The organism is Niveibacterium sp. (assembly GCF_041909475.1).
Classification (GTDB): Bacteria; Pseudomonadota; Gammaproteobacteria; order Burkholderiales; family Rhodocyclaceae; genus Niveibacterium.
On record NZ_JAYRDJ010000002.1, the window covers coordinates 264,951 to 283,860 of the forward strand.

Genomic DNA, 18,910 nt, shown 5'->3' on the forward strand with positions numbered 1-18,910 from the left:
GCTGCCGGCTGGGCCTGAATCACGACGATGAGTGGCAAGCGCGTCGAGCAACAGTCGGCCTTCGTGCTGCACACGCACCCGTGGCGCGAAACGAGCTACGTCGTCGATATGTTCTCGCGCGAGCATGGTCGTGTCGCCATGGTGGCAAAAGGCGCCCGACGCCCGCGCGCTGCGCTGCGTGGCGTGCTGCTGGCGTTTCAGCCGCTCGAAATCAGCTGGAGCGGCACGGGCGAGTTGAAGACCCTGACCGCTGCGGAGTGGCAGGGCGGGCAAGCGATGTTGAGCGGCAGTGCCCTGATGTGCGGGTACTACGCCAATGAGTTGTTGGTGCGCCTCTTACCTCGCGAAGATGCACATCCCCGTCTCTTTGATGCTTATGCGACCTTACTGCGGCGTCTGTCGATCAATGCGCCGCAGGACCTCGCGTTGCGCGCGTTCGAACTGGTGCTGCTGCAGGAGCTCGGCTACGCCCCCACCTTCGACACTGACGAGCAGGGCGAAGCCGTGCGGCCTGAGCGCGACTACCTCTTTATAATCGAACGCGGGCCCGTGCCGGCGACCGGCGACGAGCACGACGAGGCCACTTTGCCGGGCCGCGTGCTGCTGGATCTTGCTCGCGAGGATTTGTCGAACCCGGAGACACTTGCTCAGGCGAAAAGCCTGATGCGGCGCCTCATTGCCCATCTCGTCGGCGCCCGTGCGCTGGAATCACGACGTATCTTCATGGAGTTGCAGGAACTGTGATCGAACTCGGCGTCAACATTGACCATATCGCCACCCTGCGCCAGGCGCGCCGGACCTATGAACCTGATCCGGTTTGGGGCGCCGTCGAAGCGCACCTGGGCGGCGCCGACGGCATCACGGTGCATTTACGCGAAGACCGCCGTCACATTCAGGATGAAGATGTGCGTCGCCTGCGTGAGCTCACGCATATCAAGCTGAACCTCGAAATGGCCGCGACGGACGAGATGGTTGCCATTGCCTGCCGCCTCAAGCCGGAGATGGCGATGCTGGTGCCCGAGGGGCGCCAGGAAGTAACGACCGAGGGCGGGCTCGATATCGTGGCCAATGAGGCGCGCATCAAGGATTGCATTGCGCGACTTGCCGATGCGGGCATCCAGTCGAGCGTGTTCATCGACGTCGAATTGGCGCAGGTCGAAGCGGCCGCGCGGGTTGGCGCACGCGTGTGCGAGATCCACACCGGGCCGTACGCGGAAGCCTTTCACAAGAAGGGGCGCGATGCGCGCAGCCCCGCCGTGCTGGCGGAGATTGAGAAGATCCGCGTCGCCGGCGCCGCAATCATCGGAAACGGCATGCGCTTCAACGCCGGCCATGCGCTCAACTATTTCAACGTTCAACCGGTTGCGGCGCTGGCGGGCATCCGCGAACTGCACATCGGCCACGCCATTGTGAGCCGCGCGGTGTTCGTCGGTTTGCGCGAAGCCGTCGGCGAGATGAAACGGCTGATGCGCGAATCGGCTGCGTCGCCCCATCTTTACGGCTGAGAATCCCGCATCATGATTGCCGGCATCGGCACCGACATCGTGTCGATCACGCGTGTCCGTGCCTCGCTTGAGCGGCACGGCGAAGCGTTTGCCGAGCGCATTCTCGCCCCGTCAGAGTTGCTTGAGTTTCGCGCGGTGCGTGATGGGGCACGGCTTCTGGCCAAGCGTTTTGCCGCCAAGGAGGCGTTTGCCAAGGCCTTTGGCACCGGCCTGCGTGCCCCCGCGACGCTACATGCGATTGCGGTCGGGCACGACGAGCTCGGCAAGCCGGTGTACGTCTTCGACGCGCCGCTCGCGGCCGCGATGGGAGAGCGTCATTGGTCGGCGCACCTATCGATCAGCGACGAGAAAGATAATGTCGTTGCCTTTGCGCTCATCGAACGCTTGGCCTGAAGCAGCTCGCACGCGCATTGATGCTCACCACATCTTAGGAAGCTCCGAATGAACCCGCTGCAACTGCCCCTTGGCCCTGTGATGTGCGATGTCGCCGCTTACGCGCTTACAGAGGCCGAACGTGAGCGTCTGCGCCATCCGTTGGTCGGTGGCGTCATCCTGTTTGCGCGTAACTTCGAGTCGCCCGAACAGCTGACGGCTTTGACGCAGGAGATTCATGCGCTGCGTTCTCCGGCGCTGATCGTCGCGGTGGATCATGAAGGCGGCCGCGTTCAACGTTTCCGTAGTGGATTTACCCGTCTGCCTCCGATGGGCGCGTTGGGTGCGGCGTGGACGCTTGATCATGTGCGCGGCCTGGAGCTGGCGCGCCATACGGGCTATGTGCTGGCGGCAGAGTTGCGCGCACACGGTGTTGATCTGAGTTTTACGCCTGTACTGGATCTCGACTACGGGCGCAGCGCAGTCATTGGTGACCGTGCTTTCTCGGGCGACCCTACGGTGGCCGCTTCGCTCGCGCAATCGCTTGTGGCGGGTCTCAGCGAGGCTGGTATGGGTGCGGTCGGTAAGCACTTCCCCGGACACGGTTGGGCCGAGGCCGACTCGCACGTTGCCATGCCGCGCGACGAACGGAACTTCGACGAGATATGGGAGCAGGACATTGCGCCCTATCGTCACCGTCTTGGCCGCCAGCTGGCTGGGGTGATGCCCGCCCACGTCGTGTATGAGCAGGTCGACCCGCTACCGGCTGGTTTTTCGCGCTACTGGTTGCAGAACATCCTGCGAGAACGGCTCGGGTTCGATGGGGTCATCTTCTCCGACGACCTGACGATGGAGGGTGCCACGCAAGCGGGCGACATCGTTGCAAGGGCGGACGCTGCACACGCTGCCGGCTGCGACATGGTGCTGGTTTGCAACCGCCCTGATCTGGCGGATGAGCTTCTCACCAAATGGCAGCCACAGGTGTCGGCGCGCAGCGCCGCGCGCATTGATGCTTTGCGACCGGCGACAACGATCGATCCGTTCACGCTTGCGATCGAAGCGCGCTATGTCGATGCGCAGCGCGCCGTCAGCGAACTCAGCGCAAGTCTGACGTGAGTTTCGACGCGCGCGAATTCCTGCGGACGCTGTCGGAGGCGCCGGGGGTTTACCGGATGATCGGTGCCGATGAAGAGGTGCTCTACGTCGGCAAGGCAAAGAACCTCAAGCGCCGCGTATCGAGCTACTTCCAGAAGAACCACACCAGTCCCCGCATCGCCCTCATGGTGACGCGGATCGTACGCGTCGATACGACCGTCGTACGTTCCGAGACCGAGGCGCTGATCCTCGAAAACAACCTGATCAAAACGCTCAAGCCGCGCTACAACATCCTGTTCCGCGACGACAAGAGCTACCCGTACATCATGCTCAGCGGAGATGCCTATCCCCGCATCGCCTACTATCGAGGGGCTTTTGCCAAGGGCTCGCGGTACTTTGGCCCTTTTCCCAGCTCGTGGGCGGCGCGCGAAAGCGTTGCGCTGATCCAGCGCATGTTCCGCTTGCGCACCTGCGAAGAGAGTGTGTTCGCGAATCGCTCGCGCCCCTGCTTGCTGCACCAGATCAAGCGCTGCACCGCGCCCTGTGTCGATCTGGTGTCGCCCGAGGATTACGCGCGCGATGTGCGCATGGCCTCGCTGTTCCTCGAAGGGCGCCACGGCGAGATCGTCGACCAGCTGGGCGTTCAGATGCAGCAGGCCGCAGAGCGGTTTGCGTATGAAGAGGCGGCATTTTTCCGCGATCAGATTCGTGCCTTGCAGACGGTGTTGCACAAGCAGTTCGTTGACTCGGGGCGCGATGAGGATGTCGATATCGTTGTCGCGGTTGAAGTGGCCGGCCTGGTTTGCGTGAACGTCGCGATGGTGCGGGGCGGCCGCCACCTCGGCGATCGCCCGCAGTTCCCGCTTGCCAGTGAGGGCATGGGGGCTGCGGACGCCCTACTGGCTTTCGTCGAACAGCACTATCAGGAGCACCCGGCGCCGACGCGCCTGGTGCTCGTCGGCGCACCGCTGGACGACGCTCGGCATTTGATTGATGAGACGCTGGATTTGCGCATGGCCGTTGTCACGCCGCGCTTTGAGGCGGAGAAGGCGTGGGCCGAGATGGCCGAGCAGAACGCGCAGCTTGCAGTCGAAGTGCGTTTGCGTGAATCCGGTCGTGTTGCGGATCAACTCGATGCGCTGCGCTCCGCGCTGGACTTGCAGGATCCGCCGCAGCGCATTGAGTGTTTTGACATCAGCCACACCATGGGCGAGGCTACGGTTGCGTCCTGCGTGGTGTGGGAAGGCGGCGGCATGAAGAAGTCGGAATATCGCCGCTTCAACATCAGTGGCATCGAACCGGGTGACGATTACGGCGCGATGCGCCAGGCGCTTACTCGCCGCTACGGCAAGGTGGCGGCGGGCGAGGGCGTGCGGCCGGATCTGATCCTGATCGATGGTGGCAAGGGGCAGGTTGGCGTTGCGCACGAGGTGCTGGTCGAGCTTGGCCTTGAGTCAATCGCAATGCTCGGCGTCGCGAAAGGCGAGGCGCGTAAGGCGGGCCTTGAGCAGCTCGTTTTCGCGGATGGGCGCGAACCGCTGGTACTCGGCGGTGAGCATGCCGGGCTGCACTTGATCCAGACCGTGCGCGATGAAGCGCACCGTTTTGCGATTACCGGAATGCGGGCACGTCGCGCAAAGACGCGCATCGGATCGCGGCTGGACGATATTCCGGGCATCGGGCCGACGCGCCGCAAGAAGCTGATCGAGACCTTCGGCGGGCTCGCGGGTGTCAAGAACGCAACCGTCGAGGATCTGTGTCGTGTTGCCGGCGTCAATCGAAAACTGGCGGAAGCGATCTACAATGCGCTACGCGACTGATTTCATGTCGCCAACCTCCACTTTTCCATGCAGCTAAACATCCCGAACACCCTTACCTGGGCGCGCATTGTCTTGATCCCGTTGTTTGTCGGCGTCTTCTACCTGCCGGCGAACTGGCTGGGCATGGCCGACAAGAATTTCTGGGCCTGTGTCATGTTCATCCTGGCCGCCATTACGGATTGGTTCGACGGCTACCTTGCGCGCAAGCTTGGGCAGACTTCCGCGTTCGGCGCGTTTCTAGATCCGGTTGCCGACAAACTGATGGTGGGTGCCGCGCTGGTGATGCTGGTGGAACTCGGGCGCGTCGATGCGCTGATCGCGTTCGTCATCATTGGGCGTGAGATCACGATTTCGGCCTTACGGGAATGGATGGCCCAGGTTGGCGCATCGCGCAGTGTCGCGGTGTCCTTCATCGGCAAACTCAAGACGACGGCACAGATGATCGCGATCCCTGTGCTGCTGTATGACGGCACGTTGTTTGGTTTTTCAGTGCGCCAGACGGGCACGGTGCTCATCTGGGTGGCGGCCGTGCTGACGTTGTGGTCGATGGGTTATTACCTTAAGCGGGCGGCCGTCGCGTTATCAGAAGTTGAAAAGAGTTGACGCAGGGAGATTTCAGGCTATAATGCATCTCTCTGCGACGCGGGAGTAGCTCAGTTGGTAGAGCGCAACCTTGCCAAGGTTGAGGTCGCGAGTTCGAGACTCGTCTCCCGCTCCAGCCCAATTCAGGGGGAAAGCCCGGTGCTTTCCCCTTTTAGTTGAGCTGCGGGTCGTCAGGTTGATCCGCACACGGCGCGGTAGCAAAGCGGTTATGCACCGGATTGCAAATCCGTGTAGGTCGGTTCGACTCCGGCCCGCGCCTCCAGAAAATTTGCGGGAGTAGCTCAGTTGGTAGAGCGCAACCTTGCCAAGGTTGAGGTCGCGAGTTCGAGACTCGTCTCCCGCTCCAGTAGTAAGAAAAGGGAAGGCTTTATGCCTTCCCTTTTTGTTTTCCGGAGCGCCTTCACGCCGTCGTGTTCGGACTGTGTAGCGCCTAGCTCCGGTAGAATGCAAAAGTCCTAAGCAAAGCCGTCCCGGAGGGTGTGATGGTTCGCTGTCAGCTACGGTTTCTTGTCTCACTGGCATTTGTTGCGCTTCTTGCGCAACCGGCGCACGCATTCAACATGCAATTCGCAAGCGACACGCCAGTCGCCAATTTCAGCGCTGACGATCGTGCCAAGCATGAAGCAATGCTGACTGAACTGCTCGAAAGCACACCAGACGGCAAGTCGGTGAGCTGGGCGACTGAATCAACGCGCTCAGGCGGCGAGGGGCGTGCGTTACGCACGCTCAAGCGTCAGGGCTGGACCTGTCGTGATATTCAGATCAAAACCTACTACCGCGCAATGAAGGCGACGAATGGCCTGCGCGCATGTCGTGGAGAGGATGGAAAGTGGTCGCTGGAAAACTGATCGCCGTTGTTCTGGCTCTCTCCGCCGCGTGCGTTGCGCAAGCGGCAGACGTTAAGCTGCCGCAAACCCGCGAAGATTTCCGTAAGCTAGATGCGGCGACGCCCGTTTCCGAGACGACGCGTCGAGGGGTCGTGCAGCGTGTTACGCCGATCAAGACCGCCAGCAAGGCGGCCTCGCCGATGGACAATCAGGCGAATCGCACCAGCGCGGACATCATGTCGGACCGCCCACTGGTCGCCACTCCTCAGCTTGGCAAGGGGGGGAAGGAAGCTGCCGCCATGGATGCCACGAAGATCGAGTATCAGGTGGTGGTACGTTGGGAGGACGGCACCATTGGTGTTGTTCGCGAGGAGCGCGATCCGGGGCTCAAGAAGGGGGACGCAGTTGGCGTTGCGAACGGCAAGCTGGTGCGTCTGGCACACTGAAGAGAACAGTAGTCAAAAAAAACGCCGCGATTGCGGCGTTTTTTCATTTCAGCGTGCGGCGCCGTGTTCCGGCAGCACGATGTTGACCTTGAGCGCTTCGTAGTTGTCCTGCTTCTCAAGCTGGACCGAAATATCGTTCGGGTTCACCGTCACGTACTTCGAGATGACGGCGATCAGGTCTTTCTGCAGATCGGGCAGGAAGTCTGGGCTCGAGGCGCTTTCATCCGAGCGCTGACGGGCGATGACGACCGTCAGGCGCTCGCGCGCGATGTCAGCGGGCCGGGGTTTCTTCTGGACGAAGAGATCGGACAGCCAGGACATGTCAGGCTCCTCCGAAGAAGCGCTTGAGCAGACCCGGCTTTTCGTACGCAACGAAGCGCAGTTCGCGTTGCTCGCCGAGAAAGCGCGCAACGACGTCCTGGTAGGCCTCGGCGACGTCGGTGTTCTTCATGTGGATCGACGGAATGCCCTGGTTCGACGCCTGCAACACCACTTCCGATTCCGGGATCACGCCGAGTAGCGGTACCCGCAGCAGTTCCTGCACATCCTTGTAGGAGAGCATCTCACCCTCTTCCACGCGCTTGGGCGAGTAGCGGGTCACGATCAGATGTTCCTTGACCGGCTCGCGGCCTTCCTTGGCGCGGCGGCTCTTGCTCTGCAGGATGCCGAGGATGCGGTCGGAGTCGCGGATCGATGAGACTTCGGGGTTGGTTACGACCAGGGCTTCATCGGCGAAGGTCAGCGACATCACGGCGCCATGTTCGATGCCGGCGGGCGAGTCGCATACGGCGTAGTCGAAGCCCAGGTGTTCGAGATCCTTCAGGACCTTCTCGACGCCTTCTTCCGTCAGCGCGTCCTTGTCGCGGGTTTGCGAGGCCGGCAGCACGTAGAGGTTCTCGCAGTGCTTGTCCTTGATCAGTGCCTGGTTCAGGTTTGCTTCGCCGTTAACCACATTGATCAGGTCGTAGACCACGCGGCGTTCGCAACCCATGATCAGGTCGAGGTTGCGCAGGCCGACGTCGAAGTCAATCACCGCGGTCTTGAAGCCGCGCAGTGCCAGGCCGGAGGACACCGAGGCCGAGGTCGTGGTCTTGCCAACCCCGCCCTTGCCAGAAGTCACCACGATGATTTTCACGATCTCCCCTTCAATTCAACGTCATTTATTTGTTTGGATGGTATTGCGGCGGGCGAGAATCAGCTTAGCTGCAGCGGGTCGAGACGCAACTGCGCCTTGTCTCCGTCGCCCGTCAGTGTGATCAGTGCGGCGCGACCAGCGACTTCTTCCGGCAGACCGCGTTCGAAGGTGCGGAATACGCCAGCGATCGATACCAGTTCAGCGCCCAGCGAGGTGGTGAAGATGCGCGCCTGCTGGTCGCCCTGCGCGCCCGCTATGGCGCGCCCGCGTAGCGGTCCGTAGCAGTGGATGTTGCCGTCCGCGATCACTTCTGCGCCGTTGCTGACGCCGCCTATCACCACAAGGTCTGCACCGCGTGCGTAGATTTGCTGGCCGGAGCGCAAGGGGCGGTCGATCACCATCGTGCGCCCGGCAGCTGTCGGCGGAGGTTCGACTTGTGGTGCGGCCGCCGGGGCTTCCGGCGGAGGCGCCTCTGTCGTGCTGACACGGCTGGCTGCAGAGGACGGTTTGCCTGAATCCGGGGGCAGAACCGCCAGCCCGGCCTTGCGTGCGCCGTCGGCGTGCTGCTCCGGCGCGCCACGCACGGCGACCGGTTGCAGGCCGTACCGCCGCAGCAGGCTGGCAACGCCAGCCCAGTCCATGCGTTCGGGCAGCGCCGTACCGGACACGTCAATCACCGTGGGTTCGCCAGCAAAGAACTCGCCCATGCCGCCGAGCATTGCATGCATGGCGTCGGCGAGTTTCATTACGTTCGCGTCGCGAACCATGGCCGTCATGGCCTGAAGCGTTCCGCCCTTGAATTCAATCGTCTTGCCGTTGCTGCGATTGGCCTGCATGCCTGTCATGTACCGGTAATTTTGTCGAAAGTTTACCATCGGACCCGGCTTGCGCCGGCGGATTTGCGGTCGTCCGTTGAATCCGTCAATGCAGGTTTGCGGGCGGGCTGTCGAAGAGCGCTCGTGCCTCGTCGGCGCTGAAGCGGTATTCATGGTTCGACAGGTCGTCCGATACGACGACTTCGCCGTGCTCTGCCAGCAGATGCTCGATCTCTTCGCGCCCGAGCGCACGCAAGGTCGCCCGGATCTTGTCCCAGTCTGCGGGGAAGTTGTGTGTAACCGGTTTCGGATCGAATACCCGTAGCGTCTCCTCGTGAAACAGGCGCTGCAGTAGCACTGAGGCATCGAGCGAGAGCAGTTCGCCCGAGGTGATGGTTTGCGCGAGGCCGTGCACCCGTCGCCAGCCGTCGGCATCTTTGTCGTCGGCTCCCGGCAGTTTCTGCAGGAAGAGCCCCGCAGCATGCTCGCCATCGGCGGCGAGAAAGAGTGCCGCCGGCGCTTGTTCCGACTGCTGCAGGTAATGCTCGAACACGGCGGCGATCGTTTCGCCTTCAAGCGGAACGTAGCTCTGGTAGGGCTGTTGCATGCCTTCCACATCCAGCGAGAGCAGCAGCTGGCCATCGCCCAGCAATTCGTTGATCGCATTACCGATGACAGGTCCTTCGGACTTCGCGTAGCCACGCAGATTCAAGGTCTCGCCACAGTCGATGACGAGCAGCGACACGGCGCCGTGGCCGGAAAGCTGGAAGGTGATTCGCCCCGGTGTCTTCAGATTGCCCGCGATGATTGCCGTAACCGCAGCCATTTCGCCGAGCAATGAACGAACTGCGTCAGGGTAGTTGCGGCCCCGTTGAATCTTCTGCCACACCGGCCCCAATTGCACGAGGGCACCGCGGATGTCGAGATCCTCGAATAGAAAACGTTGAGTGTGGTCCATCATCAATCCTTCAGGGCTTGGGCAAATTCGGCCTCATCGACGCCTACAATCAGGCTGCGCCCGCCGCTGATGACCGGGCGTTTGATCAGGCTGGGCTTTGCGACCATCAAGGCAATTGCCTTAGCTTCATCGACATTGCTCTTCTCGCTTGCGTCGAGACCGCGCCAGGTCAAACCCTGAGTGTTCAGCAGCTTCTGCCATCCGACCTGCCTGGCCCAGGCTTGCAGCGTTGCCGCATCGATGCCGGATTTCTTGTAGTCGTGAAAGCTGTAATCGACGTGGTTGGCCGCGAGCCATTCGAAGGCCTTCTTCATGCTGTTGCAGTTCTTGATGCCGTAGATCGTGATCACGTCAGTGCGGAGTGTCGGGAAGAAAATCACGCAATTATCGCTGATCGGGCGTAAACAGTTGCCGTTTCGGCCGTAGTGCATCCATAATGGTTCGAGCAGGATTTCCAGGTTCTTGAATTGCGCGTGACCCAGCCGTCTGAAAGACGGTGAATGTTCGTCGGCTTTGCCTCCCTGAATTCCGTGCCAACGGGGCCGCCAGCCCCACAAAATAGTTATTTTTCGATTCGAGGACGCATCGACATGGCAACTGGTATCGTCAAGTGGTTCAATGACTCCAAAGGTTTCGGCTTCATCACCCCCGATGGTGGTGGCGACGACCTCTTTGCCCACTTCTCCGCAATTCAGTCGAAGGGTTTCCGTACCTTGGCTGAAAACCAACGCGTGACTTTCGACATCGTCGAAGGCCCGAAGGGCAAGCAGGCTGCGAACATCCGCCCGACCGAATAAGTCGTTGCGGACTCGCTAAAGCAAAACGCCCGGCTTGCCGGGCGTTTTGCTTTTCCAAGACCTGTCTTGTGCCGGTATTGCACCGCGAATAGGGGGGGCGATGTCGGCTGCTGCGACTATTCGGCGCCGCCGGTTTCGAGTTGGTGGCGCGCGTGGGTGTCCTGCGCCAGTTTACCGACGAGCCAGGGCATGGTCTGCTTCAAGGTGTCCGCGAGCGTCCACGGTGGATTGAGCACCACGAGGCCGCTACCGTGCATGCCGAGCCCGCTGAGCGCCGGTTTGTGCACCGACAGCGTGACATGCAGCCAGGACTTAGCCGGCAGTTCCTTCAGTTGCCGCGGCAATTCATGGCACTCGGGCCGCTGCAACAGCGGATACCAAACGGCGTAAGTGCCTGTGGCAAAGCGCTGCAATGCGTCCTGTAGCGTACTGACTACGGTGCGGTAGTCGGTTTTCACCTCGTAGGGCGGATCGATCAGCACGAGGGCGCGGCGCGGCGGCGGCGGCAGAAACGATTTCAGCCCCTTGAAACCGTCCGCACGGTCGACGATCAGTTGCTTGGCGAGCGGTTCGAAGTTCTCGGCCAGCAAGTCGGCGTCGGCGGGGTGGAGCTCAAAGAGCCGCATGCGGTCTTGTTCGCGCATCAGCTCTGCTGCGAACCAGGGCGAGCCGGGGTAGTGCTTCAGTGCGCCCGGACCATTGAAGCGGCGTACCAGATCGACATAGGCGCCAAGGGCGGGCGGCAGGTCCGGCGCGTCGATGATGCGTGCGATGCCACTCTCGAACTCGGCGTTCTGTGCCGCATAGCCACGATCCAGTTCGTAAGCGCCCGCACCGGCATGGGTGTCGATGTACCACCACGCTTTCTCTTTCTGGTTCAGGTAGCGCAGCAATTCGACTTCGACAAAATGCTTGAGCACGTCGGCATGGTTGCCGGCGTGGAAGGCGTGGCGATAACTCAGCATGGGGTGGCTCCGGGCGTCTCTGCCCGTTCATTTTAGGCGACGCGCGCCGGGCGGCGGATACCGCCCGGCGGGTTGGTCGGTGTGAAGCGGGTCAGCGCTTCAGGGCTTTGGCAAACGCGCTTGCAAAGGCGTTGGCGGGGGCGGGCTTTTCATCGCGACGCGGCGGTCGCGCGGGCGCGCTGTTGCGACGATCGCCGCCATCGGGCTTGCGGCTGGCGTGGACTTCATCTGCGAGGCGCATCGTCAGCGCGATGCGCTTGCGGGCGACATCCACCTCCAGCACCTTCACCTTGACGATGTCGCCGGCCTTCACGACTTCGGCCGGGTCCTTGACGAACTTGTTCGACAGCGCGGATACGTGCACCAGGCCATCCTGATGCACCCCGATGTCGACGAAGGCGCCGAAGTTGGTGACGTTGGTAACCACGCCTTCCAGCATCATGCCGGGGACGAGATCCTTCAGGTCTTCAACGCCGTCGCGGAAGCTGGCCGTCTTGAACTCCGGGCGCGGATCACGACCCGGTTTGTCGAGTTCCTTGAGGATGTCCTGCACGGTGGGCAGACCGAAGCGTTCGTCGGTGTAGCGCGCGGGCTGGAGCGAACGGATGAAGCTCGCGTCGCCCATGATCTCGCGCACGTTGCGCTGAACATCGGCGAGGATGCGTTCGACCACCGGATAGGCTTCGGGGTGCACCGCCGAAGCGTCGAGCGGGTTGTCGCCGTTCATCACACGCAGGAAGCCTGCGCACTGTTCGAAAGTTTTTTCGCCAAGCCGTGGCACGGCTTTGAGCGAGGCCCGATTGCGGAATGCGCCGTGGGCGTCGCGATGGGCGACGATGTTCTGCGCAAGCGTCGTGTTGAGGCCGGAGATGCGCGTCAGCAGCGCGGCCGATGCGGTGTTCACGTCGACGCCGACGGCGTTCACGCAGTCCTCCACCACCGCGTCGAGCGACTTGGCGAGGCGCGATTGATTCACGTCGTGCTGATACTGGCCGACGCCAATCGATTTCGGATCAATCTTGACCAGTTCGGCGAGCGGGTCTTGCAGGCGACGCGCAATCGACACCGCGCCGCGCAGGCTCACGTCGAGCTGCGGGAACTCCTTGGCTGCCAGCTCAGACGCCGAATACACCGAAGCGCCGGCTTCCGACACGACGATCTTGGTCATGTGCAGTTCCGGCAGTTGCTTCACCAGATCGCCGGCGAGTTTGTCGGTCTCGCGGCTGGCGGTGCCATTGCCGATTGCGATCAGCTGCACGTTGTGCTTCTTTGCCAGCACGGCCAGCGTGTGCAGCGCGCCATCCCAGTCGCGGCGTGGCTCGTGTGGGTAGATCGTGGCGGTGTCGAGCAGTTTGCCGGTGGAGTCCACCACGGCGACCTTCACGCCGGTGCGCAGGCCCGGGTCCAGGCCCATCGTGGCGCGCGGGCCCGCGGGGGCTGCGAGCAGCAGATCCTTCAGGTTCTTCGCGAAGACGCGGATCGCTTCTTCTTCGGCCTTCTCGCGCAGCACGCCCATCAGATCCAGTTCAATGTGCAGCGAGAGCTTCACGCTCCAGGCCCAGCGAGCGGTCTCGACCAGCCAGCGATCGGCCGCCCGGCTTTCGTTGCGTATGCCGGCGGCACTCATGATGCGGCGCTCGCAGGGGTTGGGTTCGGCGGGGCGGCTGCCATCTTCGGGGTCGGTATCCAGTACGAGCTTCACGCGCAGGATGTCTTCGTTGCGGCCACGGAAGAGGGCCAGCGCGCGGTGCGAAGGGATGTCCTTGAGCGGCTCGCGATAGTCGAAGTAGTCGCGGAACTTGGCGCCGTCGTTTTCCTTGCCCTCGACGACGTTCGCGACGACGACGCCGTGTGCTTCGACGTACTCGCGCAGATTGCCGACCAGGGCGGCGTTTTCCGAGAAACGCTCCATCAGGATCTGGCGCGCACCGTCCAGTACCGCCTTGGTGTCGGCGAATCCGGCCTCGACGCTGAAGAAGCGGGCGGCCTCGGTTTCCGGCACCAGTGTCGGGTCAGCGAGGAGGGCGTCGGCCAGGGGCTCGATACCGGCCTCGCGTGCGATCTGCGCCTTGGTGCGGCGTTTCTGCTTGTAGGGCAGGTAGAGGTCTTCCAGGCGCTGCTTGGTCTCCGCGTGCTCGATCTCGTCGCGCAGCGCGGGTGTGAGCTTGCCTTGTTCTTCGATGCTGGCGATCACCGCAGCGCGGCGGTCTTCCAGTTCGCGCAGGTAGCCCAGGCGCTCTTCCAGCGTGCGCAGCTGAGTGTCATCGAGCCCGCCGGTGACTTCCTTGCGGTAGCGGGCGATGAAGGGCACGGTGGCACCGGCGTCAAGCAGCTCGACGGCCGCAACGACCTGGCGTGGATGGGCGCCGAGTTCAGCGGCGAGGCGGGATTCAATAGGCGGGAGCATCGGGATGTGCTGCAGAAAAACGGGAGGCGCGGACTATGGCGGAAAGCGGGGTTGGCTTCAAGCGTGTCAGGATGTATCGCGCTGAGAGGGGCAAAACGGTGCTGCGGTAGAATGCCTGACTCGACTCAACCCAGAGCGGGCCTCGTGCCCGGCAAGGTCACGCGTGAGCTCCAACCGTACCCCCCGTTTCCGGATTGCCGCAAGCTTGATGGGCGTCGCGATCCTGTGCGCAGCCGGTCTGCCGAACGTCGCCGGCGCGAGCACCAGCAAGTCCCACACCAAGAAGCCGACGACCAGCACGTCGGCGAAACCCAGCAGCAAGAAATCCAGCACCGGAAAGTCAGCGTCGGCGAAGTCGGGAGCGGGCAAAACCGCGGCCGGCAAGTCGACCGCGAAGTCGGCGAGTGCCGCCAAGCCCAAGGTTTGCTATGAAACGGTCAAGCGCAAGGGCAAGTCGGTCAAGGTCAAGAAACCGTGTGGCGAACCGGCCGAGACGGTGGTGACCAAGAGCCCGATCAACGCGCGCTCGCTCGAGAATTCCGGCACCCCGCTCGATGGCTCTCCGGTAAAGGCGCGTTCGGCGCCGATTCGCGCCTATGCGGTGGATGGCTCGACCTTCTTTCACAACGGCCGCAAGATCGTGGTCGAAGGTTTGGGCCCGGAAGCCAGTGCCGGCTTGACCCACGAACATTCAGCCCAGCGTCTGCAGCGTTTGCTGGACGGCGGCACGGTGAGTATCGACCCGGTTTCCGCGGACGAAAACGGCGCGCTGCGTGCGCGTGTTCGCGTGGACGGGCGCGATGTGGCCGACCTGATGCGCGCGCAGCCCTGAGCCGCCGCGCGCCTAGACGCGGAACCGATTCGCCGCTTCGCGCAGCGCCCCGGCGAAGCACTTGAGTTCTTCGGCTACGCGCGATGTCTCTTGCGCAGCTTGGCTATTGTCCTCGCTCATCTGGGCAACGCTTTCGACCTTGCGGGCAATATCCTGCGCGGCGGCGCTCTGTTCGGTCAGTGCGGCCGAGATCTCGTTGATCGCAGCGCTGACGTGCGTGGCGGAACCCTGGATCGCATTCATCCTGTCCGCCGCCTGATCCGACAGACGCTTGCCGTCGAAGACCCTGGTCACGACCGAATCCATGCCGGCCACCGCATCGTGTGCCGAGCTTTGCATCGTCAGGACCATCTGGCTGATCTCTTCGGTCGCCTTGCGGGTACGTTCCGCCAGTTTGCGCACTTCGTCCGCCACGACCGCAAAGCCACGCCCCTGTTCGCCTGCCCGCGCCGCTTCGATCGCAGCGTTGAGCGCGAGCAGGTTGGTCTGGTCGGCAACTTCCTTGATCACCTGCATGATTCCGGAGATCTTGTCGGACTGGCGACCCAGATCGTTGATCGTTTCGCCGGCGGTTTGCACCGTGCCGGCGATCTGATCCATCTCGCTGTTGGTCTGCGAAATGATCGTGGCGCCGGAGTCGGCGGCGCTGCCCGCGTCCTGCGCGCGCTGTTGCGCGTCGTGCGTTGAGTCGGTGATGTGGTTGATCGAAGTCGTCATTTCGACGATCGCCGAGGCCATCGCGGTGGCCGATTCGCTCTGGCGGGAAGACGCCTCCGAGACCTGGCGGGCAACGCCCGAAGCGCGGTCGGATGCGTCGGCAATGCGTTCGGCGTTGTCCAGCACTTCGCGTAGCGAGCCCTGCATCTGCTCGACCAGCTGGTTGAACGCGGCCGCCGTCTGGCCCGCCTCGTCGGTGGCCCGCACCTGTGCGCGCAAGGTGAAGTCGCCGCTGCCGGCGACGGCAACGATGGTGCTGCGAATCGCGTCGAGCGAGCCCACCACGGCACGCACGATCACGAATGCCAGCGCAGTCAGCACGGCGATCGAACCCACTGCGATCAGCGCGCCGAAGGCGGAGAAGCGCGAAATGGTGGCCGTAGCGTCATTGCGCGTTTCGCCCATCCGCTTGAGGCTCAGTGCCTGCAGTTTGGTCAGGTGCTCACGCACGACCGTGGCGGCAGCCCGCTGCGTGTCGATCAGCTTGTAGTAGGTCTCGAACAGCGCGCGCTGCTTGACCGGTTGGTCGTTGGTGCTGAGGCTTGCGATCACCTCATTGAGCGCGCTGTCCTGCTCCCGCCAGGCGTCAAACGGTTGCTTCAGGGTCGCCCAGGCCTTTTCTTCTTCGGGGCCGCGCGGTGCAGTCGCGTAGGCCTTCCAGCCCGCATCGATCTCTTTCCACGCGCGGTCCTTGTTGAGCATGAGGTTCTTGAAGAACTCCTGCGCATACATGTCCTGCTCCTTGAGCGCGACCTCAAGGGTGGCTTCAATCACCTGAGCCTGACCCGCTGCAGGCCCACCAGCCCCGGCATCTGCTGTTGTGTTACATCCGACAGCGTGCCGCCGATTGCCCGCAATCCAACCCAGCCGCCGACCGCTGCAGCCACCACCGCGAGCACTGCGACCAACACCAGAATGCCGAGCCGGATCCGGATGCTGAGGTTGCGCATGGGTGGCCTCCTGTTGGATGGGTTGGTGCGGGCCTTTCGTCAGACCTTGAAGCGCGACGCGGCGTCGCGCAGCGCTGAGGCAAAGGCGTCCAGCTCCTGCGAGATGCGCGCGGTTTCCTGCGCGGCGTAGCTGTTGTCCTCACTCATTCGGGCGACATGTTCGACCTGGCGGGCGATGTCCTGTGCGGCGGCGCTCTGCTCGTTGAGCGCGGCAGAGATCTCGTTGATCGCCTCCGTGACCTGACCCGCCGAACCCTGGATCTCGTTCATGCGGGCTGCCGCCTGGTCGGACAATTCCTTGCCTTCGAATACACGGCTGACGACGGAGTCCATGCCGGTGACCGCGTTACGTGCCGAGCCCTGCATCGTCACGACCATCTGGCTGATTTCTTCGGTCGCCTTGCGGGTGCGCTCGGCAAGCTTGCGCACTTCGTCGGCCACCACCGCAAAGCCGCGGCCCTGTTCGCCGGCCCGCGCCGCCTCGATGGCAGCGTTGAGCGCGAGCAGGTTGGTCTGGTCCGCCACTTCCTTGATCACCTGCATGATCCCGGAGATCTTGTCGGACTGGCGGCCCAGGTCGTTGATCGTCTCGCCCGCGGTTTGCACGGTGCCGGCGATGTGATCCATCTCGCTGTTGGTCTTGGCGATGATGGTGGCACCGGAGTCGGCGGCGCTGCCAGCGTCGTGTGCGCGATGCTGGGCGTCGCGGGTGCTGTCGGTGATATGGTTGATCGAGACCGTCATCTCTTCGATCGCCGAGGCCATCGCCGAAGCCGATTCGCTCTGGCTGGTCGAAGCGTCGGACACCTGCTGCGCGGCGTCGGACGCCTTGTGGGCCGCTTCCGAAATGTTCTGCGCGTTGTTCAGCACCTCGCGCAGCGAATCCTGCATCTGTTCGAGCAACTGGTTGAAAGCCTTGGCGGTCTGCCCGGTTTCGTCGTTGCTGGTAACGTCGGCGCGGATCGTGAAATCGTTGTTGGCGGCCACTGAGGTGATTGCGCGGCGCATCTTGTCGAGCGCACCGGTGATGCTCTTGAAGAAGATCCAGCCCAGCGCGAGCAGGGTGGCGACGGCCAGCGCGAACACCGTCAGCATGGCGCCGACCGCGGCCTTGCGCGACAGCGTGCCGGAGTCGCTGGCGTCCTTCGCGTACTTGACGTTGAGCTCGACCAGTTTGTTCAGGTTACGCTCGACGGCGTACTGCGCATCCTTCCAGTCGGTCACGTAGAAGTAGTACTTCTCGAACAGTTCGGCCTGATGCTCGAACTCGGAATTGTTGCCCAGCTCGGTGATCACTGCGTTGAGCTTGACGTCGAACTCGCGCCAGCGCTTGAGGCCGGGTTCCAGGGTTTTCCAGGCCTTCTCCTCATCTTCTGTGCGTTTCTGGCCGGCGTAGGTTTTCAACGCCTTGTCGAGCGCTGCGGTCGCTTTTTCCTTGCGTTCGAGGATGTTCTTGAACTGGGAGTTGGCGTACTTCTCTTTCTCCCAGGTCGCCGCTTCAAGCGTGTAGGCGTAGAGCGCGTACTGGTTGCTGCGAACATCCGAGAGCGCGATAACGGCGGGCAATTGCGTTTCGCCCAGTTGTGACATCGCGCTGCCGACTCGGCTGATGCCGACCCAGCCGGAAATGCCGACCAGCAACAAGGTGCCGATCGAGATGAGAACCAGCAGGCCGAGTTTGGCCTTGACGGTCAGGTTGCCCATGTGGGAGCTCCTCCAGCTTTCTGCTCTGTTTATCCGTATGCCGATGGCGGCAGGCACTAACGGATAACGGCACCCACGGCGCGGTCTTTAGCGGTTGAGCGTTGAGGCCAATTCCGATCGGTAGCGGCGGACCAGCGCGTCATCACTGATTGCGGCGAAGAGTTGCAGCATCATCAGCCGCCCGGCGTCGTCCTCGAAACTGCGATCGCGCCGTACGATTTCCAGCAGTTGTGCGAGGGCGGGCTCGTAGTCGCGGCGCGCGGAAAGCAGGCGTGCCAGCGCCAGACGGGCGCCAAGGTCGGCCGGGTCGGCAGCGATCCGTGCTTCCAGTGCGTCGCGCTCAGTGGTGTCAGGCGCGCCGTCGAGCAAGGCGAGGCGCGCGCGCAGGCCGGCCACGCGATCAGGGTTGCGGGCTGGCTCCGCTACGTTGTCGAGCAGAAGGCGGGCGGTCGGCAGATCGGCTTGATCGAGCAGGACGTCGGCGAGGTCGAGGTAGCTTTCCTCATCTTTGGGATCGAGCTCCAGCGCTTGTTCGAGCAGCGCGCGAGCCTCGTCCGGCCGGCCCTGCTCACGTGCCGCGCGGGCAGCTTCGCGCAGCGGGGCGGCGGCAGAGGGCAACAGGCTTTGTATGAAGGCGCGCAGCGTCGCTTCCGGCAGGGCGCCGGTAAATTCATCCACCACTTCGCCCTTGACGATCGCCTTGACGTTCGGGATGCCACGCACGCCAAAGCGCTGCGCCAGGGCGACGTTTTCGTCCGAATTCACCTTGGCGAGCAGGAACTGGCCGCCAAACTCGGCGGCCAGCTTCTCAAGCGTCGGGCCGAGCGCGCGGCAAGGGCCGCACCACGGCGCCCAGAAGTCGACCAGCACGGGCACCTGCATCGATGCCGCGATGACGCGTTCGTCGAAATTCCGGGTTGTCACGTCGAACACAAATTCGCTGCCTGCCATGCTGGGCTCCC

The 18,910-nt window shown here is 63.0% G+C and carries 21 protein-coding genes and 3 tRNA genes; 13 read left to right on the forward strand and 11 right to left on the reverse strand.

Annotated elements, in window-relative coordinates; all coding sequences use genetic code 11:
- The first annotated feature begins 27 nt into the window (after nucleotides 1-27).
- From recO to ACE3P0_RS03555, 11 genes are all read left to right on the forward strand, one after another.
- Nucleotides 28-744, forward strand: coding sequence for a DNA repair protein RecO (gene recO / locus ACE3P0_RS03505; RefSeq protein ID WP_374399832.1), 717 nt, complete (start codon nucleotides 28-30; stop codon nucleotides 742-744).
- Nucleotides 741-1,505 (forward strand): pyridoxine 5'-phosphate synthase, encoded by a 765-nt coding sequence (locus ACE3P0_RS03510; RefSeq protein WP_374399834.1) that lies wholly within the window; start codon nucleotides 741-743, stop codon nucleotides 1,503-1,505. Before recO ends, ACE3P0_RS03510 begins: the two co-directional genes overlap by 4 nt.
- A gap of 12 nt (nucleotides 1,506-1,517) precedes the next feature.
- Entirely contained in the window at nucleotides 1,518-1,898 is a 381-nt protein-coding gene (gene acpS / locus ACE3P0_RS03515) for a holo-ACP synthase (RefSeq protein WP_374399836.1), read from the forward strand.
- Between the two features lie 48 nt (nucleotides 1,899-1,946).
- The gene (gene nagZ / locus ACE3P0_RS03520) at nucleotides 1,947-2,993 is read left to right on the forward strand and encodes a beta-N-acetylhexosaminidase (protein ID WP_374399838.1); all 1,047 of its coding nucleotides are present in this window, start codon (nucleotides 1,947-1,949) and stop codon (nucleotides 2,991-2,993) included.
- Between the two features lie 56 nt (nucleotides 2,994-3,049).
- Nucleotides 3,050-4,792 carry an excinuclease ABC subunit UvrC gene (gene uvrC / locus ACE3P0_RS03525; RefSeq protein WP_374399918.1) on the forward strand — a complete coding sequence of 581 codons (1,743 nt, stop codon included), beginning with the start codon at nucleotides 3,050-3,052 and terminating at the stop codon, nucleotides 4,790-4,792.
- A 27-nt stretch (nucleotides 4,793-4,819) separates the two neighbouring features.
- Entirely contained in the window at nucleotides 4,820-5,395 is a 576-nt protein-coding gene (gene pgsA / locus ACE3P0_RS03530; RefSeq protein WP_374399840.1) for a CDP-diacylglycerol--glycerol-3-phosphate 3-phosphatidyltransferase, read from the forward strand.
- A gap of 39 nt (nucleotides 5,396-5,434) precedes the next feature.
- Nucleotides 5,435-5,510: transfer RNA gene (locus tag ACE3P0_RS03535), tRNA-Gly, on the forward strand.
- 73 nt (nucleotides 5,511-5,583) lie between these two features.
- Nucleotides 5,584-5,657 (forward strand) — tRNA-Cys (locus ACE3P0_RS03540).
- Nucleotides 5,658-5,665: 8 nt separating this feature from the next.
- Nucleotides 5,666-5,741 (forward strand) — tRNA-Gly (locus ACE3P0_RS03545).
- Between the two features lie 214 nt (nucleotides 5,742-5,955).
- A complete protein-coding gene (locus tag ACE3P0_RS03550; RefSeq protein ID WP_374399842.1) occupies nucleotides 5,956-6,243 on the forward strand; it encodes a hypothetical protein in 288 nt (95 codons plus the stop codon).
- On the forward strand, nucleotides 6,225-6,668 hold the full coding sequence (locus ACE3P0_RS03555; protein ID WP_374399844.1) for a hypothetical protein: 444 nt from the start codon (nucleotides 6,225-6,227) through the stop codon (nucleotides 6,666-6,668). The genes ACE3P0_RS03550 and ACE3P0_RS03555 overlap by 19 nt, the downstream gene beginning before the upstream one ends.
- Nucleotides 6,669-6,716: 48 nt before the next feature.
- Here ACE3P0_RS03555 and minE read toward each other — a convergent pair whose 3' ends face one another.
- The 5 genes from minE to ACE3P0_RS03580 form a co-directional block, all read right to left on the reverse strand.
- Complete coding sequence (minE, locus tag ACE3P0_RS03560) at nucleotides 6,717-6,989, reverse strand: cell division topological specificity factor MinE (RefSeq protein ID WP_172197926.1); 273 nt, start codon at nucleotides 6,987-6,989, stop codon at nucleotides 6,717-6,719.
- A gap of 1 nt (nucleotide 6,990) precedes the next feature.
- Complete coding sequence (minD, locus tag ACE3P0_RS03565; protein ID WP_206256504.1) at nucleotides 6,991-7,806, reverse strand: septum site-determining protein MinD; 816 nt, start codon at nucleotides 7,804-7,806, stop codon at nucleotides 6,991-6,993.
- Nucleotides 7,807-7,862: 56 nt separating this feature from the next.
- Nucleotides 7,863-8,639, reverse strand: a complete 777-nt coding sequence (minC, locus tag ACE3P0_RS03570; protein WP_374399846.1) for a septum site-determining protein MinC — start codon at nucleotides 8,637-8,639, stop codon at nucleotides 7,863-7,865.
- A gap of 85 nt (nucleotides 8,640-8,724) precedes the next feature.
- Nucleotides 8,725-9,579: an Hsp33 family molecular chaperone HslO gene (locus ACE3P0_RS03575; RefSeq protein WP_374399848.1), complete on the reverse strand. Its 855-nt coding sequence runs from the start codon at nucleotides 9,577-9,579 to the stop codon at nucleotides 8,725-8,727.
- Nucleotides 9,579-9,956, reverse strand: a complete 378-nt coding sequence (locus ACE3P0_RS03580) for an ArsC family reductase (RefSeq protein ID WP_374399921.1) — start codon at nucleotides 9,954-9,956, stop codon at nucleotides 9,579-9,581. The genes ACE3P0_RS03575 and ACE3P0_RS03580 overlap by 1 nt, the downstream gene beginning before the upstream one ends.
- Before the next feature lie 210 nt (nucleotides 9,957-10,166).
- Here ACE3P0_RS03580 and ACE3P0_RS03585 point away from each other — a divergent pair, with 210 nt between their 5' ends.
- Nucleotides 10,167-10,373 (forward strand): cold-shock protein, encoded by a 207-nt coding sequence (locus ACE3P0_RS03585; RefSeq protein ID WP_172197932.1) that lies wholly within the window; start codon nucleotides 10,167-10,169, stop codon nucleotides 10,371-10,373.
- A 116-nt stretch (nucleotides 10,374-10,489) separates the two neighbouring features.
- On the opposite strand, the gene ACE3P0_RS03590 is transcribed toward ACE3P0_RS03585, so the two are convergent.
- Together ACE3P0_RS03590 and ACE3P0_RS03595 are read right to left on the reverse strand one after the other, a co-directional pair.
- Nucleotides 10,490-11,338 (reverse strand): 23S rRNA (adenine(2030)-N(6))-methyltransferase RlmJ, encoded by an 849-nt coding sequence (locus ACE3P0_RS03590; protein WP_374399851.1) that lies wholly within the window; start codon nucleotides 11,336-11,338, stop codon nucleotides 10,490-10,492.
- A gap of 91 nt (nucleotides 11,339-11,429) precedes the next feature.
- Nucleotides 11,430-13,745, reverse strand: a complete 2,316-nt coding sequence (locus ACE3P0_RS03595; RefSeq protein ID WP_374399853.1) for a Tex family protein — start codon at nucleotides 13,743-13,745, stop codon at nucleotides 11,430-11,432.
- Between the two features lie 163 nt (nucleotides 13,746-13,908).
- On the opposite strand from ACE3P0_RS03595, the gene ACE3P0_RS03600 reads away from it, so the two are divergent.
- Nucleotides 13,909-14,577: a hypothetical protein gene (locus ACE3P0_RS03600; RefSeq protein WP_374399855.1), complete on the forward strand. Its 669-nt coding sequence runs from the start codon at nucleotides 13,909-13,911 to the stop codon at nucleotides 14,575-14,577.
- A 12-nt stretch (nucleotides 14,578-14,589) separates the two neighbouring features.
- Here ACE3P0_RS03600 and ACE3P0_RS03605 read toward each other — a convergent pair whose 3' ends face one another.
- From ACE3P0_RS03605 to ACE3P0_RS03620, 4 genes are all read right to left on the reverse strand, one after another.
- Nucleotides 14,590-16,068, reverse strand: coding sequence for a methyl-accepting chemotaxis protein (locus tag ACE3P0_RS03605; protein WP_374399857.1), 1,479 nt, complete (start codon nucleotides 16,066-16,068; stop codon nucleotides 14,590-14,592).
- Nucleotides 16,065-16,244, reverse strand: a complete 180-nt coding sequence (locus ACE3P0_RS03610; protein ID WP_374399859.1) for a hypothetical protein — start codon at nucleotides 16,242-16,244, stop codon at nucleotides 16,065-16,067. Before ACE3P0_RS03610 ends, ACE3P0_RS03605 begins: the two co-directional genes overlap by 4 nt.
- A gap of 39 nt (nucleotides 16,245-16,283) precedes the next feature.
- On the reverse strand, nucleotides 16,284-17,948 hold the full coding sequence (locus ACE3P0_RS03615) for a methyl-accepting chemotaxis protein (RefSeq protein ID WP_374399861.1): 1,665 nt from the start codon (nucleotides 17,946-17,948) through the stop codon (nucleotides 16,284-16,286).
- 87 nt (nucleotides 17,949-18,035) lie between these two features.
- A complete protein-coding gene (locus tag ACE3P0_RS03620; protein WP_374399863.1) occupies nucleotides 18,036-18,899 on the reverse strand; it encodes a tetratricopeptide repeat protein in 864 nt (287 codons plus the stop codon).
- Nucleotides 18,900-18,910 lie beyond the last annotated feature (11 nt).